At 64.4% G+C, this 16,769-nt stretch carries 12 protein-coding genes; 10 read left to right on the top strand and 2 right to left on the bottom strand.

Annotation, left to right across the window (positions count from 1 at the left end):
• Positions 1-12: 12 nt before the first annotated feature.
• Positions 13-1,425: an MFS transporter gene (locus RX329_RS41500; protein WP_317245446.1), complete on the bottom strand. Its 1,413-nt coding sequence runs from the start codon at positions 1,423-1,425 to the stop codon at positions 13-15.
• Positions 1,426-1,655: 230 nt separating this feature from the next.
• On the opposite strand from RX329_RS41500, the gene RX329_RS41505 reads away from it, so the two are divergent.
• The gene (locus RX329_RS41505) at positions 1,656-2,891 is read left to right on the top strand and encodes an LLM class flavin-dependent oxidoreductase (RefSeq protein ID WP_018455870.1); all 1,236 of its coding nucleotides are present in this window, start codon (positions 1,656-1,658) and stop codon (positions 2,889-2,891) included.
• A 64-nt stretch (positions 2,892-2,955) separates the two neighbouring features.
• A complete protein-coding gene (locus tag RX329_RS41510) occupies positions 2,956-4,332 on the top strand; it encodes a cytochrome P450 (protein ID WP_094183357.1) in 1,377 nt (458 codons plus the stop codon).
• 89 nt (positions 4,333-4,421) lie between these two features.
• Here the strand turns inward: RX329_RS41510 and RX329_RS41515 are convergent, their stop codons facing one another.
• Positions 4,422-5,264 carry an SDR family NAD(P)-dependent oxidoreductase gene (locus RX329_RS41515; RefSeq protein WP_085361956.1) on the bottom strand — a complete coding sequence of 281 codons (843 nt, stop codon included), beginning with the start codon at positions 5,262-5,264 and terminating at the stop codon, positions 4,422-4,424.
• Positions 5,265-5,455: 191 nt separating this feature from the next.
• On the opposite strand from RX329_RS41515, the gene RX329_RS41520 reads away from it, so the two are divergent.
• The 8 genes from RX329_RS41520 to RX329_RS41555 all read left to right on the top strand — a co-directional run bounded on the left by RX329_RS41520 (position 5,456) and on the right by RX329_RS41555 (position 16,768).
• Entirely contained in the window at positions 5,456-6,421 is a 966-nt protein-coding gene (locus RX329_RS41520) for a sensor histidine kinase (protein ID WP_085361957.1), read from the top strand.
• A gap of 208 nt (positions 6,422-6,629) precedes the next feature.
• On the top strand, positions 6,630-8,366 hold the full coding sequence (locus RX329_RS41525; protein WP_085385525.1) for a putative bifunctional diguanylate cyclase/phosphodiesterase: 1,737 nt from the start codon (positions 6,630-6,632) through the stop codon (positions 8,364-8,366).
• Positions 8,367-8,584: 218 nt separating this feature from the next.
• Entirely contained in the window at positions 8,585-9,769 is a 1,185-nt protein-coding gene (locus tag RX329_RS41530) for a substrate-binding domain-containing protein (protein ID WP_085385526.1), read from the top strand.
• A gap of 167 nt (positions 9,770-9,936) precedes the next feature.
• Positions 9,937-10,713: an ABC transporter ATP-binding protein gene (locus tag RX329_RS41535; protein ID WP_018455864.1), complete on the top strand. Its 777-nt coding sequence runs from the start codon at positions 9,937-9,939 to the stop codon at positions 10,711-10,713.
• Positions 10,710-11,432, top strand: coding sequence for an ABC transporter ATP-binding protein (locus tag RX329_RS41540; RefSeq protein WP_085361960.1), 723 nt, complete (start codon positions 10,710-10,712; stop codon positions 11,430-11,432). Before RX329_RS41535 ends, RX329_RS41540 begins: the two co-directional genes overlap by 4 nt.
• Positions 11,429-12,439 carry a branched-chain amino acid ABC transporter permease gene (locus RX329_RS41545; protein WP_027514610.1) on the top strand — a complete coding sequence of 337 codons (1,011 nt, stop codon included), beginning with the start codon at positions 11,429-11,431 and terminating at the stop codon, positions 12,437-12,439. The genes RX329_RS41540 and RX329_RS41545 overlap by 4 nt, the downstream gene beginning before the upstream one ends.
• Complete coding sequence (locus RX329_RS41550; RefSeq protein WP_198957652.1) at positions 12,436-13,521, top strand: branched-chain amino acid ABC transporter permease; 1,086 nt, start codon at positions 12,436-12,438, stop codon at positions 13,519-13,521. Before RX329_RS41545 ends, RX329_RS41550 begins: the two co-directional genes overlap by 4 nt.
• Positions 13,522-13,657: 136 nt before the next feature.
• Positions 13,658-16,768, top strand: coding sequence for an EAL domain-containing protein (locus RX329_RS41555; RefSeq protein WP_085361962.1), 3,111 nt, complete (start codon positions 13,658-13,660; stop codon positions 16,766-16,768).
• The last annotated feature ends 1 nt before the right edge of the window (position 16,769 follow it).

Below are 16,769 nucleotides of genomic sequence, written 5' to 3' on the forward strand. Positions count from 1 at the left end.
AACCGCAATGCCTCAACTTCGTGCAGATACCCGGCGCATCCACGCCAGGAATGCGGCGCAGATCATGATTAATGTTGCGAACAGTGCGAGCGAGACGAGAAATCCTGCGCGCGCTGATTGCACCGCTTCGACGGCGAAAAACATGGCGCCGATTGCGGCCACTCCGGCCGCATTTCCGATCTGCGCCGTGGTGCCGTACATGCCGGAGGCAGAACCTGCGGCCACAGGCTTCACCGTCGAGAGCACCGCGCCGGAGAGCGGCGCCATCACCAGCCCCTGACCGTAGCCGAACACGATCATGGTGAGCGCGAGCAGGAGCGCGGACGGCGCGTCGACAGAGAACGCGACCAGCGCAAGCGCCGCGAGGCCCGCGATCTGAAGCGCGCAGCCTTCGATCAAGACCCTGGTGCCGCGATGGCGCGCCCGTACGCCGCTGTGGCGCGAGGCCACGACGAAAGCGAGCGCGAGCGGAATGAAGGCCATGCCGGCCGCGAGCGGCGGGATTTTCAGCCCTCGCTGCATGAACAGCGTCATGACCAGATAGAACGAGAGATTGGCGGAGAAGAAAAAGAACGCCGCGCCAAGGCCGCGCAGGAAAGCGGCGTCCGCCAGCAGCGAGAGATCAATCAGCGGCATGCCGCCGGCGCGTGTCACCGCATGCTCCAGCTTCGGGAACCCCAGGAGGATCGCGGCGCCGACCGCCATCACCAGCCACAGCCACGGTGCCCAGCCGACATCGTGACCCAGCAGCAGCGGACCGATCATGCACAGCAATCCGGCGAACAGGACGATGCTGCCCGTGATGTCAAGCCGTGTGCCGGCGCGATGCGGTGCCGAGGGCATGATGCGCCAGGCCGCCACCGCGATCACGAGACCGCACGGCACATTGACGAAGAACACCGAGCGCCAGCCGGTGCCGGCGAGATCGATCGTGACCAGGAGACCGCCGAGCAGAAAGCCCGCGGCACCCGCGAGCCCCAGCACAATGCCGTAGATGGCGAAGGCGCGGTTGCGCTGTTCGTCGGTGAACAGGAGATGCAGCGTCGCCAGCACCTGCGGCACCATCAGCGCGGCGGAGGCACCCTGCGTCAACCGCGCGACGATCAACTCCGAACCGGATCGCGCCAGTCCGCACCACAGCGACGTCAGGGTGAAACCGAGCAGGCCAGCCAGGAACACGTTCCTGGTGCCGTGAATGTCGCCAAGCCGGCCGCCGGTGACGACCAGCGTGGCATAGGCGATCAGGTAGATCGCGATGACGGATTCGATCTGAGCCGGCGACTCCTTCAACTCGACCGCGATGGTCGGAATGGCGACGTTGACCACGAAGGCATCGACGCCGAACATGAACTGGGCGGCCACGACGATCGCCAGCACCCACCAGCGACGCGACGTGTCGACCTGCTTTGTGACGGTTTGATGCATCGGCGCGTGATCCTCGGATGTCCTTGCCGATCATCTCAGACCGCATGCGGCGCCGCGATTACCTCGAAGGTAGGATCCTCGCGCGTTCCGCCTCTCTCAGCGTGCCGGGAGAGGAAGACGACATACGCATGGCTGCATTCCGCCGCGCGGGACATCGCGCGATTGCGTTCGCTGTCTCCAACACGTAGCTTCGCGCCACAAACAAAAAAATGTAAGCCGGAGAGAACGCCATGGCGCGCCTGAAGTTCGGAGCCTTCCTTGCCCCGCATCATCCGATCGGGGAGCATCCGATGCTCCAGTTCCGGCGCGATCTCGACCTGGTCGAGCAGTTAGATAGCCTCGGTTATGACGAGTTCTGGTGCGGCGAGCATCATTCCTCCGGCTGGGAGATGATCGCCTCGCCGGAGATGTTCCTGGCGGCGGCCGGCGAGCGCACCAAGCGGATCAGGCTCGGCACCGGCGTGGTGTCGCTGCCCTACCATCATCCCTACAACGTCGCGCAGCGCATGGTGCAGCTCGACCACATGACCGGCGGCCGCGCCATCTTCGGCTCGGGTCCCGGCGCGCTCGCCTCCGACGCGCATACGCTCGGCATCGATCCGATGACGCAGCGCGACCGCCAGGACGAAGCGATCGGCGTGATCCGCCGCCTCTTCAGCGGCGAGCGCGTCACGGCGAAGAGCGACTGGTTCACCATGAACGACGCCGCGCTGCAGCTCCTGCCGTTGCAGGAGGAAATGCCCTTCGTCGTGGCCTCGCAGATCTCGCCCTCCGGCATGACGCTCGCCGGAAAATACGGAATCGGCATCATTTCGCTGGGTTCGATGACGACGCAGGGGCTGATGTCGCTGCAGCAGCAATGGCAGTTCGCCGAGGACGCGGCGAAAAAGCACGGCACCAAAGTCGATCGCGCGAACTGGCGCGTGCTGCTGACCTGGCACATCGCCGAGACCCGCGAGCAGGCGCGCCGCGAGGCCGGCCCCGGCCTAATGCGCTGGCACAATGAATATAATGTCGGCACGCTGCAACGGCCCGGGCTCACCGCGTTCGCCTCACCCGACGAGGCCGTGGACAAGACCGCTTTCGTCGACGGCGCGGCCTCCGTCATCGGCACGCCCGACGACCTCGTCAAGATGATCAAGAACGTGATGCAGGTCTCCGGCGGAATCGGCGCCGTCATCGGCTTCGTGCACGACTGGGCCAATCCGGAGAACACGCGCCGGAGCTGGGACATGGTCGCGCGCTACGTGGTGCCCGAGATCAACGGCTACATCGACGGCTTGCGCAAGTCGCAAAAATTCGTGATCGAGAACCGCGCGATCTTCGAGCGCGCGGGACAGGCCGTGATGGCCAAGATCATGGAAAACGAAAAGGCCGCCGAGGCGCTGAAGGTGACCGGCGCCGGCCGCGTTGCGATTCCGGCCGTCAATGCGCCGGATTTGCAGAAGGAAGCGGCGAAGCGGTAGGCGCGGAGTCATCGCAGCTGGATTGTGTTATGTTGGCCGGGTCCAGCCAACCGGAGCAATCGTCATGTCGATGCAGAATGTGGCCGCCCCTGCGCACGGCTTCACTCCGCCCAAGCGCAACGAGCTGACCCACATCCCCGGCGACGAAGGCTGGCCGATCATCGGCAAGACCTTCCAGGTGCTCGCGGACCCCAAAGGGCATATCGAGGCGAACGGCGCCAAATACGGCCTCGTCTATCGCACGCATTTCTTCGGCGAGACCAATATCGTGCTGCTCGGCCCCGAGGCCAACGAGCTCGTGCTGTTCGACCAGCAAAAGCTGTTCTCCTCGACCCATGGCTGGAACAAGGTGCTCGGCCTGTTGTTTCCGCGGGGATTGATGCTGCTGGATTTCGAGGAGCACCGGCTGCACCGCAAGGCGCTGTCGGTCGCATTCAAGTCCGGCCCGATGAAGTCGTATCTGAGCGATCTCGACCGCGGCATCGCCGCCCGCGTCGCGCAGTGGAAGGCCAAGCCCGGCGAGATGCAGCTTTATCCGGCGATGAAGCAGCTCACGCTCGATCTCGCCGCCGCGTCCTTTATCGGCGCCGATATCGGGCCGGAGGTCGACGAGATCAACCGGGCCTTCATCGACATGGTCGCCGCTGCCGTCGCCCCGATCCGCCGACCGCTGCCCGGCACGCAGATGGCGGCCGGCGTCAGGGGACGCAAGCGCATCGTGGCTTATTTCCGCGAGCAGATTCCGCTGCGACGCGGCAATCTCGGCGGTGATGATCTGTTCTCGCAGCTCTGCCGCGCAACCCACGAGGACGGCGCGCTGCTCTCGGAACAGGACATCATCGACCACATGAGCTTCCTGATGATGGCGGCGCACGACACGCTGACCTCGTCGCTGACGTCGTTCATTGGCGAACTCGCGGCAAATCCCGGCTGGCAGGACAAGCTTCGCGCGGAAGTCATGGCGCTGGGGCTCGCCCCTGACGCGCCAAGCAGCTTCGACGATCTCGAAAAGATGCCGCTGTCGGAGATGGCGTTCAAGGAAGCGCTGCGGATCAAGCCGCCGGTGCCCTCGATGCCGCGCCGCGCTATGCGCGATTTCAGCTTCAAGGGTTTTTCGATTCCGGCCGGCACCGCGATCGGCGTCAATCCGCTCTACACCCACCACATGAAGGAGATCTGGCCGGAGCCGGACCGCTTCGATCCTCTGCGCTTCACCGAAGAGGCCCAGCGCAACCGCCACCGCTTCGCCTGGGTGCCGTTCGGCGGCGGCGCGCATATGTGCCTCGGCCTGCACTTCGCCTACATGCAGGCCAAATGCTTCGCGCGGCACTTCCTGCAGAACATCGAGGTATCGCTGGAGCCGGGTTACAAGCCCGACTGGCAGATGTGGCCGATCCCCAAGCCGCGCGACGGATTGCGGGTGCGGGTGAAGGCGGTTTGAGCATCGCAGTCGTCATTGCGAGCGATGCGAAGCAATCCTGACTTCCTCTGCGGAATGCTTCGTCGCTTCGCTCCTCGCAATGACGAAAACTACCCGGCCCCCTGATCGAACGCCTTGCGCAGGGCCACGTAGCCCTGCTGCTGCTGGCTCCAGTTGCGGCCGCCGGTCATCGCGCCGTCGATGACGAGGTCATGGCCGTTGATGAAGCTGGATTCGTCGCTGGCCAGGAACACCGCAGCATGGGCGATGTCATCGGGAAGGCCGGCGCGCGGGATCGGCTGCGCGGTCTTGTAGACCTCGCGCATCACCGCCGGCGTCTTCTCCGCCGCGTCGGTCGAAAGCCCGAGCGCCTTGCCGAAAATGCCGGTCGCAATGGCGCCGGGCGAGATCGAGTTGACGCGGACGTTGGATTCGCCGAGCTCCATCGCCACGCATTTGGTGAGATGGATCACCGCCGCTTTGGCTGCACCATAGACCATCGATGACGAGAAGCCGGCAAGACGGCCGGCGATGCTGCCATTGTTGATGATGCTGCCAAATCCCTGCTTCTTCATGTGCGGCGCGGCGTGCTTCATGCCGAGCATGACGCTGCGAAGCAGGGTCGCCATCGCCGCGTCAAAGCGCTCGACCTCGAGGCCTTCGATGCCGCCGGTCTGCGCCGGACCGCCGGCATTGTTGAACAGGCAGTCGATGCGGCCGAATTTGCCCACCGCGAGCGCGATCAGCGCCTGCATCTGCGCTTCGGCCGTCACATCCGTCTGGCGGAAGACGCAATTCGCCCCGAGCTGCTTCGCCAGGGCCTCGCCTTCCGGTATGCGCCGGCCCGCGATCACAATTTTGGCACCTTCGGCAACGAAGACTTCTGCGGTCCGCAACCCGATCCCGCTCGTCGCGCCCGTGATCACCGCGACCTTGCCATCCAGCCTGCCCATGGAATGTCCCTGTTTTCGAACCTCTTGACGCCAAATGGCGGACACCGACGACGGCGCCGCGACGGTCGGCGCCGCGGCAGGCACTATTCCTGCCGGCTTCCGACAAGGCAAGCTTTGCTTGGGGCCGGCGACATGCGTAACATTCCTGGCGATCGCTCGATTGTCGAACGCATATCGCGACCGGACTGCGCATGGGGAAGCTGATCGACGAATTCCGCAAGGGCTGGCAGGGCGTGGCACCGCCGTCGCTCGGCGTGAGCCTTGCGTTTGCGGTCGCCTGCCTGCTGGTTGCGACGCTGGCGCGCTGGGCCCTCGCCCATGTGCGGCCCGACGTCTATTTCACGCCGTATTTCCCGGCCGTGTTCTTTGCAGCCGCGTTCGGCGGCTTCCGCATCGGCATCATCACGGCGCTGGTGGGCGGCGTGCTCGGCGTCGTCGTGAATTTCGGCGATGCCTTTGCCGATAACGCGCGATTCGCCCTGCTGGCGCTATATTGGGCGGTCTGCGCGCTCACCATCTGGGGCGTCGAGCACTATCGCTCGCTCCTCGTCGAGCAGCGGCGGATTTCCAGACGCCTGATCGAGGAAGAAGACTACCGCAAGCTGCTGGTCGACGAGCTCCAGCACCGGCTGAAGAACAAGCTGTCGACGGTGCATGCCGTGCTGCATCAGGTGCTGCACGATCAGCCGCAGATCTGGGCCCGGATCGATCCGCGGCTGCGGTCGCTTGCCGCGACCGACGATTTGATCTCACGGATCGACAAGGCCGGCTGCGACATTCGCGACCTCCTGATCTCCGAGCTCGGCCCTTACGGCCATGTCCGCTTCACGCTCAACGGCGACCGGCTGTTCCTGCCGCCGAAACTTGCGGTCACGCTGTCCCTGATGTTTCACGAACTCGCCACCAACGCAGGCAAATATGGCGCGTTCTCCGCGCCGCGCGGGCTGTTGCAGGTGTCATGGACCGTCAGCGACGATCGCCTGACCGTGACCTGGGATGAAACCGAGGGTCCGAGCGTCGACAAGATCTCCGAGCCGGGTTTCGGCACCAAGCTGTTGAAGTCGGCGCTGTCGGCCTTCGACGGCAAGACGGAGGTCTCCTATCTCAGGACCGGACTTCATTGCACCATGCAATGCCGTATCCCCAAGGACGGTTAGACGCGGCGCCAACGAAACCCGTTCGCGCGCGTCGTTCGCGGTTTCACCGGACGCGTTGACGCCCTGTTAATGACGATAGGCTGCGCGCGTCGCATCGCCGCAAAACACCACCGTAATTCTCCGGGCCCCTTAACCAAACTTAAGAGGGAACCGCGCAAGATCGCGGCCATTGCAAAGGCGCGCTGAAACAACAAGATTCATGACTTCTATGAACGACAACAAATATTCCGGCGCGAGCGAAGCCGAACTCGGATTTCTCAAGGAAATCGTTAGAATGCTGCCTGCCGGCCTGACCGTGCAGGACGCGCAAGGCGAACTTCTCCTGGTCAACGATGTCGCGGCTGCCCAGCTCGGCATGGACGGCAGCCGCCCCTCGCGCGATCTCGCGTCGCGCCTCGAAGCCTGCCGGCAGGCCCTGAGCTCCGGCCAGGCGGTCGTCGCCGAGGAAGCGCTCCAAGACGGAGCCGCACGCCAGGTGCTGCTGACCACCCATCGTCCGGTCCGCCTCGACGGACGCGAGCTGCTGATCTCGGCCTCCTCCGACATCACCGAGCAGAAGAATTTCGAGGACCAGCTGTTCCGCTCGGCCTATTTCGACGATCTGACCGGCCTGCCCTCGCGGCGCGTGATCGAGCATCGCGCCACCAGCCTGCTCGCGCAGGGTCGCACGGGCGATCGCTTTGCGCTCGCCTTTCTCGACGTCGACAATTTCAAGCACATCAACGACTATTACGGGCACGCCGTGGGCGACGCCCTGCTGGTCGAGCTGTCGAAGCGGCTTGGACGCGGCTTGCGCGACTCGGACATGCTGTCGCGCATCTCCGGAGACGAATTCCTGCTGCTGCTATCGCCGATCCAGAACCAGGAGGAAGTCGCCGAATTCATGCAGTCGACGCTGGAGCGGCTGACGGCGCCGTTCTTCATCGACAATTCGGAAGTGTTCGCCTCAACCTCCGTCGGCATCAGCCTCTACCCCGATCACGGAAGCAGCTTCGAGACACTGCGCCAGAACGCCGACATCGCGATGTACCGCATCAAGAATGACGGCAAGGGATCGGCGGCCTTCTTCGATTCCAGCATGGAACGCGAGGCGCTGGCGCGGATGAAGATCGAGCAGTCGCTGCGGCAGGCCATCCTGGAGAAGCGCTTCTGCTGCGCCTTCCAGTCCAAGGTCGACATCCGCACGCAGGACGTGAAGGGCATCGAGGCTCTGGTGCGGCTGCGCGACGACGAGGGCGTGATCCAGGCGCCCGGCTCGTTCATCAATCTTGCCACCGAGCTCGGGCTGATCGACGAGCTGACCCATCTCGTGCTCGCCGAGATCGTCAAGTCGATCGACCTGATCAACGAGACGTTCGGTGCGGAAGCGACCATCAGCATCAACGTCGCGGCCAAGCAGGCCGGCAACCCGGAATTCATGCGCAGCTTTGCCCAGGCACTCGACGACACCGGCTTTCCGCAGCGCTTCATGATCGAGGTGACGGAAGACGCCTTCGTCGCCAAGAATCATTTCCAGGCCGAGATCCTGCCGATGTTCCGCAAGCTCGGCGTCGCCATCTCGATCGACGATTTCGGCACCGGCTATTCCTCGCTCTCGGCGCTGGCCGACATCACCGCGGACGAGATCAAGATCGACCGCTCCTTCATCACCGATATCCATAAGCGTCCACGCAACCAGGGCATCCTGCGCGCGATCGAATCCCTGAGCGAAGCGCTCGGCATGACCGTGATTGCCGAAGGCATCGAATCCTACGAGGAGCTCGCCTACCTCCAGGCTGCGACCAAGATCCGTTACGCGCAGGGCTATTACTTCTCCCGGCCGATCTTCCTGGAGGAGCTGAAGCTCGCAACGCCCATCTCCAGCGAAGCACGCGCCAGCGTCACAAATCGCTCGACGCAGCAGAACCGGCAGGGCTATTCCCGCGCGAACGGATACCGGCGGTAACCCCCGGCCTGATCGTTACTTTGCAAAGCCTGAGCGACCTGTTCCACGGGTGAGGTCAACAATTGCATCTGCCGATTTCCTCGGCAGAAGCGATCCGGCGCGGCCGGGCCGGACAATGTCACACATGCCCGTCGCGTGGTCCGCCGGAAGGTGGAATTGCAATGTCCGCACGGTTGTGCAAATCGCTATGGCCAAAGAATTCATCAGGAGGGACCATCGTGCGCCGATCGCTCATCTTAACAACAACCATCCTCGCCCTCTCCGCGGGCACCTCCGCACAGGCCGACGATCTCAAGATCGCGCTGATCTATGGCAAGACCGGCCCGCTCGAGGCCTATGCCAAGCAGACCGAGACCGGCCTGCAGATGGGGTTCGAATACGCCACCAAGGGCACCATGACGCTCGACGGGCGCAAGATCGTCGTCATCACCAAGGACGACCAGGGCAAGCCGGATCTCTCCAAGGCCGCGCTCGCGGAAGCCTATCAGGACGACAAGGTTGACATCGCGATCGGCACGACCTCGTCGGCCGCGGCACTCGCGATCCTGCCCGTCGCCGAGGAAAACAAGAAAATCCTGATCGTCGAGCCCGCGGTCGCGGATCAGATTACCGGCGAGAAGTGGAATCGCTATATCTTCCGCACCGCGCGCAACTCGTCGCAGGACGCGATCTCGAACGCAGTCGCGATCGGCAAGCAGGGCGTCACCGTCGCGACGCTGGCGCAGGACTACGCCTTCGGCCGCGACGGCGTCGCCGCCTTCAAGGAGGCGCTCGGCAAGACGGGGGCGACGCTCGCCGCCGAAGAATATGCCCCGACCTCGACCACCGACTTCACCGCGGTCGGCCAGCGCCTGTTCGACGCGCTGAAGGACAAGCCGGGCCGCAAGGTGATCTGGGTGATCTGGGCCGGCGCCGGCAATCCGCTGGCGAAACTCCAGGACATGGATCCGAAGCGCTACGGCATCGAGCTGTCCACCGGCGGCAACATCCTGCCGGCGCTCGCCGCCTACAAGGGCCTGCCCGGCATGGAAGGCGCGACCTATTATTTCTACGCGATCCCGAAGAACCCGGTGAATGACTGGCTCGTCGCCGAGCACCAGAAGCGCTTCAACGCGCCGCCGGACTTCTTCACCGCAGGCGGATTCGCCGCCGCGATGTCCGTCGTCGCCGCCGTCACCAAGGCGAAGTCGACCGATACCGAGAAGCTGATCACGGCCATGGAAGGCCTGGAGTTCGACACGCCGAAGGGCAAGATGATGTTCCGCAAGGAAGACCATCAGGCGCTGCAGAGCATGTATCACTTCAAGGTCAAGGTCGATCCGAATGTCGCCTGGGCCGTGCTCGAGCCGGTGCGCGAACTGAAGATCGAAGACATGGACGTTCCGATCAAGAACAAGCGCTGATCTTTCTTCCTTCACCTCTCCCGCTTGCGGGAGAGGCCGGGAGAAGGCTCTGTCCTCTTGGGGTTCTCGCCTGAGGAGACACCCTCTCCCACCCTCTCCCGCAAGCGGGAGAGGGAGCGCAGCCTGATCGCGGACAAATTCTCCTCTCATCATTTGCCAGATCCGCCATGACGCTGACCCTCGAAACCCGCGACCTCACCATCCGCTTCGGCGGCCATGTCGCGGTCAACAGCGTCACTTGCAGCTTCCGCCCGGGCGAACTCACCGCGATCGTCGGCCCGAACGGCGCCGGCAAGACCACTTATTTCAACCTGATCTCCGGCCAGCTCCGCGCATCGAGCGGCAGCATTCTGTTCGACGGCACCGACATCACCCAGCATTCCGCGCCGATGCGGACGCGCGCAGGCCTGGGGCGCGCCTTCCAGCTCACCAACCTCTTTCCGAATCTGTCGGTGGAGGAAAACGTCCGCCTCGCGGTGCAGGCCGCCAACGGCACTCACTACGACATGTTGCGGCCCTGGATGGTCCGCCGTGATCTGATCGCCCGCGCCGATGCTATCCTGGATCAGGTCGCGCTCGGCGGCCGCCGTGGCGTCGCCGCGACCGCACTGTCGCATGGCGATCAGCGTAAGCTCGAGGTCGCGCTGATGATGGCGCTCGAGCCAAAGGTGTTCATGTTCGACGAGCCGACCGCGGGCATGAGCATCGACGAGGTGCCGGTCGTGCTGAACCTGATCGCGCAGCTCAAGCAGGACAAAAGCAGGATCATTCTCCTGGTCGAGCACAAGATGGACGTGGTGCGATCGCTCGCCGACCGCATCATCGTGTTGCATAACGGGCAGCTTGTTGCGGACGGCAGGCCTGCCGAGGTGATTGCGTCACCGATCGTGCAGGAAGCCTATCTCGGCGTCGCGCCCAATAAAGTTGCAGGGAGCGCAGCATGACCGATCTGTTGAGGCTCTCCGGTGTTCACACTCATATCGGCCGCTATCACATCCTCCAGGGCATCGATCTCGCTGTCGCGCAGGGGCAGACCACGATGCTGCTCGGCCGCAACGGCGCCGGCAAGACCACGACGTTGCGCACCATCATGGGCCTCTGGCAGGCCTCCTCCGGCGAGATCAGCCTCGCCGGCGAGCGCATCGAGAGCCGTGCGACGCCCGACATCGCGCGGCTCGGCGTCGGCTACGTGCCGGAGAGCATGGCGGTGTTCTCCGACCTCACGGTGAAGGAAAATCTGGTGCTGGCGGCGCGCGACGGACCACTCGACGACGCCCAGCTCGACTGGATTTTTGGCTTCTTCCCCGCGCTGCGCCGGTTCTGGCTGTCGCGCGCGGGAAGTCTCTCGGGCGGACAGAAGCAGATGCTGTCGATTGCCCGCGCCATCATCGAACCGCGCAAGCTCCTGCTGATCGACGAGCCGACCAAGGGGCTGGCCCCAGCAATCGTGATGGCGCTGATCGAGTGTCTGAAGGAGATCAAGCGCAAGGGCGCCACGATCCTGATGGTCGAGCAGAATTTCTTTGCCGCCCGCGAGCTCGGCGACGACGTGCTGGTGATGGACAACGGCACCATCGTTCATCGCGGCGAGATGGCCGCCTTGGCCGCCGACGTGCCACTGCAGGAGCGGCTGCTGGGCCTGAGCCTGGAGACGCATCAATGACCGAGCTCGCCGCAACCGATCCGCTGCCGAAGCCGAAGCGCGACATCGCGCCGATCCTGCTGCCGATCGCGGTCGCCCTCGTGATGATCCCGCTGATCGGCTCGCCCAGCACCTGGCTGACGCTGACGGCCGCGAGCCTCGCGATGGGCATGATGATCTTCATCATGGCCTCCGGACTGACGCTCGTGTTCGGCCTGATGGACGTGCTCAATTTCGGCCATGGCGCCTTCATCGCGGTCGGGGCCTATGTCGCGACCCTCGTTCTGGCGCCGTTCGCGGCCTCGCTCCAGGTCGATTCGCTGTGGATCAACCTCGCGGTGCTGGCGCCGGCGGCATTGCTGTCGATGGCGGTGTCCGGCGCGCTCGGCCTGATCGTCGAGCGGGTGCTGATCCTGCCCGTCTACGGCCAGCATCTGAAGCAGATCCTGATGACGACGGGCGGCCTGATCGTCGCCGAGCAGACGCTCTATGCGGTGTGGGGGCCGCAGATCATCCCGACGCCGCTGCCGACCTCGCTGCGCGGCTCCTTCATCCTCGGCGACGTCGCGATCGCGAAATACCGCGTGCTGGCGACGCTGATCGGCCTCGCCGTCTTCATCGCGATCCAGCTGGTGCTCAACCGAACCAAGCTCGGGCTTCTGATCCGCGCCGGCGTCGAGAATCGCGAGATGGTCGAGGCGCTCGGCTATCGCATCCGCCGTCTGTTCCTCGGCGTGTTCATGACGGGATCGGCGCTCGCCGGCCTCGGCGGCGTGATGTGGGCGCTGTATCGCGAGCAGGTCCACGCCTCCATGAGCGACGACCTCACCGTCCTGATCTTCATCGTCGTCATCATCGGGGGCCTCGGCTCGATCGGCGGCTGCTTCATCGGAGCGATCCTGGTGGCAATGATTGCCAATTACGGCGGCTTCCTGGTGCCGAAGCTCGCCCTCGTCTCCAACATCCTGCTGATGGTCGCCATTCTGATGTGGCGGCCGCGCGGCCTCTATGCGGTGACCAGCCGATGATGATCCTGTCAGGCGATCCGCCGCGCAGCCGCGTGCTCACGCTCGTTCTCGTCCTCATCATCCTGGCGCTGGTGGCGACGCCGTTCCTGTTTCCCGGGGCGAAGGCGCTGAACGTCGCGGCCAAGATCTGCGTCTTCGCCGCGCTGGTCGCCTCCTACGACCTCCTGCTCGGCTATACCGGCTCGGTGTCATTCGCACACACCATGTTCTACGGGATCGGCAGCTACGCGATCGCGATCGCGCTGTACGGGATGGGCCCGAATTGGGGCGCGGTCGCAACCGGCATCGTGGTCGGCCTGCCGCTTGCCGCGCTGCTTGCGCTTGCAATCGGACTGTTCTCGCTGCGGGTCGCCGCGATCTTCTTTGCCATGATCACGCTCGCGGTCGCATCCGCCTTCCAGGTGCTGGCCTCGCAGCTGTCCTGGCTGACCGGCGGCGAGGACGGGCGCAGCTTTCAGCTGCCCGAGCTGCTCAGGCCCGGCACGGTGCTGATCTCGAAGAACGTGCTGGGATTTGAGGTCAACGGCCGCATCCTGACCTACTATCTGGTGTTCGCCGTCTCCGCCCTGATGATCCTCGCTTTGCTGCGGGTGGTGAACTCGCCGTTCGGGCGCGTGCTGCAGGCGATCCGCGAAAACCGCTTCCGCGCCGAGGCGCTCGGCTTCCGCACCGTTTTCCACCTGAGCTACGCCAACTGCATCGCCGCACTGGTCGCCGCCGGCGCCGGCATTCTCAATGCACTGTGGCTGCGCTATGCCGGCCCCGATACCTCGCTCAGCTTCTCGATCATGCTGGACATCCTGCTGATGGTCGTGATCGGCGGCATGGGCACGATCTACGGCGCGATCATCGGCGCCACCATCTTCATCCTCGCCCAGAACTATCTGCAGGCGCTGATGGGCGTCGCCTCCAAGGCGGCGTCGGAAGCCGGCCTGCCGCTGCTGCCAGGGCTGCTGCATCCCGATCGCTGGCTGCTGTGGCTCGGGCTGCTCTTCATCGCCAGCGTCTACTTCTTTCCGACCGGCGTGGTGGGACGGCTGCGCAGTGCCGGCGACCACAAGAGTGCGGGCAGCGCGCGTTAACGCGCGATTCATGATGCAGCGCGGCGGCTCGCTCGGCGCAACCGTATTCTCGCAACGAGATTAACGCCCAGGTAACTGGCTTTCCTAAGCTTTACGCCATTTGTGCGGTGTATTCCTGTCCTTCCAGGGGGAGGGAATGCGCCAGGTCTTTGCAGAGATTGCGTCACGAATGCTCCTAGCCGCGAAGCACGGCTGGGAGGCAGCCATTCGGCGCGGACCGGTGCTGTGGCTCACTTTGTGCGGCGTGTTGCTGGTCGCCGGGATCTTCGCCGTGACCGCCATGGCCGTCGGCGAATTTCGCGAACGTACCCTGGCCAACCGCGAGCGCGAGCTGGAAAATACCGTGCAGCTGATCGCGCGGCACTTCGATCAGCAATTCGAAGATGCGGACGTCGTCGCCGCCGATGTGATCGGGCAGATGAACCTGCCGGAGATCAGTTCCGCCGCGATGTTCCGCGAGCGCATGTCCGGACCTGCGACGAACCAGATGCTGCGGAGCAAGATCAGCTCGGTGTCTTATCTCGGCGACATCGCGATCTACGATGCCGATGGCGAACTGATCAACTGGTCGCGAGCCCAGCCGCTGCCCAAGATCAACATCTCCTCGCGCGCCTACTTCCAGACCTTCAAATCCGATCCGATGGCCGAACCGGTAATTCTGGAGTCGGTCCGCAGTTTCATCATCGGCAAATGGACCACGATTGTCGCGCGTCGGCTGAACGGCGTGGACGGCAGCTTCCTCGGCACGATGGTCCGCCGGATCGATCCGGACAGCTACCAGAACTATTTCGCATCCGTTGCGCTTGCGGAGGGCACGGCGATCTCGCTGTTCGACCGCAATGGCAAGATGCTGTCGCGCTACCCGCATGTCGAAGAGCTGATCGGCAGGGACTTCAAGGACGCGCCGCTGATGCGCAAGATGCTGGCCGAAGGTGGCCGGCACACCCTGCGCGTCAGGGGCCCGATCGACGGCGACGAGCGCCTCGGCTCCGGCGCCTCGCTTTCGCATTTCCCGCTGGTCATCGTCGCGACCAACACCACGAGCGCGGCACTGGCCGACTGGCGGCAGCAGACCGGTTTCATGGTCACCACCGCCGCGCTTTCGGCGACTGTGATTGCGCTGATCCTGTTCCTGATCGTTCGCCAGATCAGCCGGCAGAATCGGGAGGCGCAGCAGCGGCTGGAAGCGGAGCGAGGGCGGCTCGACACCGCCTTGAACAACATGTCGCAAGGGTTGATCCTGTACGATGCAGCCGGATACATCGTCACCTGCAACCGCCGCTACGCCGACATGTTCGGCCTCTCCCACGACGTCATCAAGCCCGGCTGTCACATCCGCGAGGCGATGTATCATCGCAAGGAGCGCAGCGCGTTCGAAGGCGATGTCGAGGCATTTTGCGCCGACGTCATGAGGATCGTCGCGGAGGGCACGGTCTCCACCAGAAGCCATCACTTGCCGAGCGGCCGCGCTTTCCAGGTCATCAACACCCCACTCGCGCAGGGCGGATGGGTGGCCACGATCGAAGACATCACCGAACGCCGCAATCTGGAGCAGGAACGCGACCGCAACTACATGTTCCTGCGCGAGATCATCGACCACATCCCATCGCAGATCACGGTGAAGGATGCTCAAACGCGGCAATATCTGCTGGTCAACCGGACCGCGGAAGAGCAATTCGGCCAATCGAGTGAAAACATCGTTGGCAAGACTCCCTTCGACATTTACCCGGATGCCTCCGCCAGAGTCGTCACCGACGACGACAGCAAGGCGCTGCAGATGACCGAGGGATTGTTCAAAGACGAACATGCCTGGCAGAGCCAGGCCAAGGGAATGCGCTACATCACCTCGACCCGGATCGGGATCCGCGACAATTCCGGCGAGCCGCGTTACCTCATCAACGTGGTCGAGGACGTCACCGAACGACGGCGCGCCGACGAGAAGATCGCGCATATGGCGCATTACGATGCGCTCACCGACCTGCCCAACCGGACGCTATTCCGCGAGCAGATCGAGCGCGAACTTGAGAAGGTCGGCGGCGGCAGTCAGTTCGCGCTGCTCTATATCGACGTCGACGAGTTCAAGGGCATCAACGATTCGCTCGGCCATCACGTCGGCGACGAGCTGTTGAAGGGAATCGCCGCCCGCATCCGCGGCTGCCTCGGACAGGACGACCTGATCGCGCGGCTCGGCGGCGACGAATTCGCGGTGATCCAGACCGGCATCAAGTCGTCCGCCGACGTGGTGTCATTCGTGACGCGGATCTTCGAGGCGATCCGCCGGCCCTATCACTGCTTCGGCCATCAGCTCTCCACCGACGCCAGCATCGGCATCGCGATGGCGCCGCAGGACGGCACCGATCTCGACCAGCTCATCAAGAATGCCGATCTCGCGATGTACGGCGCCAAGGCCGGAGGACGCCGCGCTCACCGCTTCTTCGAGCCGGAGATGGATGCGAGCGCCAAGGCGCGCCTGAGCCTGGAGCAGGATCTGCGGCAGGCCCTGGTGAACGGCGGTTTCGAGATCCACTATCAGCCGCTGGTCGACTTGCGCACCAATGAGGTCACAGGCTGCGAGGCGCTGCTGCGCTGGCGGCATCCCGAGCGCGGCATGGTGTCGCCGGCGGAGTTCATTCCGATTGCCGAGGACACCGGCCTGATCAACGAGCTCGGCGACTGGGTGCTGCGCATGGCCTGCAACGAGGCCGCGACCTGGCCGGCGCATGTGCGTGTCGCGGTCAACGTCTCGCCGGTGCAGCTCAAATGCGACACGCTGGCACTGCGGATCGCCGGCGCGCTCGTCGCTTCCGGACTTGCCCCCTCCCGGCTCGAGCTCGAGATCACCGAGGCCGTGCTGATCCGCGACGACGAGGCGGCGCTCTCGATCCTGCACCAGCTCCGCGCCATCGGCGTGCGCATCGCGCTCGACGATTTCGGCACCGGCTACTCCTCGCTCAGCTATCTGAAGCGCTTTCCGTTCGACAAGATCAAGATCGACCGCTGTTTCGTCGCTGATATCGCCGAGACGAGCGGCGCGCCCGTGATCGTGCAGGCGGTGGTGCACATCGCCGCCGCCAGCGACATGACCACGGTCGCGGAGGGCGTCGAGACCGAGGCGCAGCGCGAGATGCTGCGTGCGCTCGGCTGCACGGAGATGCAGGGTTATCTCTTCAGCAGACCGAAGCCGGCCAGCGAAGTGCGAAAGCTGTTCGGTTCGAGCCATGCCTTGCCGGTGGCGGCGGTGGCCTGAG

This window comes from Bradyrhizobium sp. BWC-3-1 (assembly GCF_032917965.1).
In the GTDB taxonomy this organism is placed as follows: Bacteria; Pseudomonadota; Alphaproteobacteria; order Rhizobiales; family Xanthobacteraceae; genus Bradyrhizobium; species Bradyrhizobium canariense_D.

What these genes read in the sequence shown, in the direction of transcription:
- RX329_RS41500 (WP_317245446.1), bottom strand. Translation starts at nt 1,425, where the DNA reads ATGCATCAAACCGTCACAAAGCAGGTCGACACGTCGCGTCGCTGGTGG.
- RX329_RS41505 (WP_018455870.1), top strand. Translation starts at nt 1,656, where the DNA reads ATGGCGCGCCTGAAGTTCGGAGCCTTCCTTGCCCCGCATCATCCGATC.
- RX329_RS41510 (WP_094183357.1), top strand. Translation starts at nt 2,956, where the DNA reads ATGTCGATGCAGAATGTGGCCGCCCCTGCGCACGGCTTCACTCCGCCC.
- RX329_RS41515 (WP_085361956.1), bottom strand. Translation starts at nt 5,264, where the DNA reads ATGGGCAGGCTGGATGGCAAGGTCGCGGTGATCACGGGCGCGACGAGC.
- RX329_RS41520 (WP_085361957.1), top strand. Translation starts at nt 5,456, where the DNA reads ATGGGGAAGCTGATCGACGAATTCCGCAAGGGCTGGCAGGGCGTGGCA.
- RX329_RS41525 (WP_085385525.1), top strand. Translation starts at nt 6,630, where the DNA reads ATGAACGACAACAAATATTCCGGCGCGAGCGAAGCCGAACTCGGATTT.
- RX329_RS41535 (WP_018455864.1), top strand. Translation starts at nt 9,937, where the DNA reads ATGACGCTGACCCTCGAAACCCGCGACCTCACCATCCGCTTCGGCGGC.
- RX329_RS41540 (WP_085361960.1), top strand. Translation starts at nt 10,710, where the DNA reads ATGACCGATCTGTTGAGGCTCTCCGGTGTTCACACTCATATCGGCCGC.
- RX329_RS41545 (WP_027514610.1), top strand. Translation starts at nt 11,429, where the DNA reads ATGACCGAGCTCGCCGCAACCGATCCGCTGCCGAAGCCGAAGCGCGAC.
- RX329_RS41550 (WP_198957652.1), top strand. Translation starts at nt 12,436, where the DNA reads ATGATGATCCTGTCAGGCGATCCGCCGCGCAGCCGCGTGCTCACGCTC.
- RX329_RS41555 (WP_085361962.1), top strand. Translation starts at nt 13,658, where the DNA reads ATGCGCCAGGTCTTTGCAGAGATTGCGTCACGAATGCTCCTAGCCGCG.